The organism is Micrococcus sp. ACRRV (genome assembly GCF_022346985.1).
GTDB classification, from domain to species: Bacteria; Actinomycetota; Actinomycetes; order Actinomycetales; family Micrococcaceae; genus Micrococcus; species Micrococcus porci.
Map to the genome: position 1 here is coordinate 1 of NZ_JAKRNH010000227.1, position 591 is coordinate 591.

Below are 591 nucleotides of genomic sequence, written 5' to 3' on the forward strand. Positions count from 1 at the left end.
GACCAGGGCGGGGGCGGGAATCGGGCGGCGAACGGTGGTCGGTGGAGGGAAGTGGGGTAAAGTGGAGGGCAGAAGAGAGATCGGCCCCGCCTCTGGTCGGGAGGGGCCCTCGACGGGTCAGGGGGTGTGCCGATGTTCCTCGGCACGTACACCCCCCGGCTCGACGAGAAGTGGCGTCTGATCCTGCCGGCCAAGTTCCGCGAGGAGTTGGCGGACGGGCTGGTCCTGACCCGAGGTCAGGAGCGGTGCGTCTACGTGTTCAGCGCGGCCGAGTTCGAGCGTGTGCACGAGCAGCTGCGTTCGGCCCCGCTCTCTTCCCGGCAGGCGCGGGACTACATCCGCGTCTTCCTCTCCGGAGCCTCGGACGAGACCCCGGACAAGCAGGGCCGCATCACCGTCCCCTCCCCGCTCCGGCAGTACGCGGGGCTGGACCGGGACGTCACGGTGATCGGCGCGGGCACCCGTGCCGAGATCTGGGACACAGCGGCCTGGGCCGCATACCTGGCCGAGCAGGAGGCGGCGTTCTCCGAGACGGACGAGGACGTTCTCGGCGGCATCCTCTGATCCACCCACCCACCGAGACATCCACCC

At 70.1% G+C, this 591-nt stretch carries 1 protein-coding gene; it reads left to right on the plus strand.

Going from position 1 to position 591, the window contains the following annotated elements:
• Positions 1-132 precede the first annotated feature (132 nt).
• Positions 133-564: a division/cell wall cluster transcriptional repressor MraZ gene (gene mraZ, locus MHY29_RS12235; protein ID WP_224354665.1), complete on the plus strand. Its 432-nt coding sequence runs from the start codon at positions 133-135 to the stop codon at positions 562-564.
• Positions 565-591: the final 27 nt, after the last annotated feature.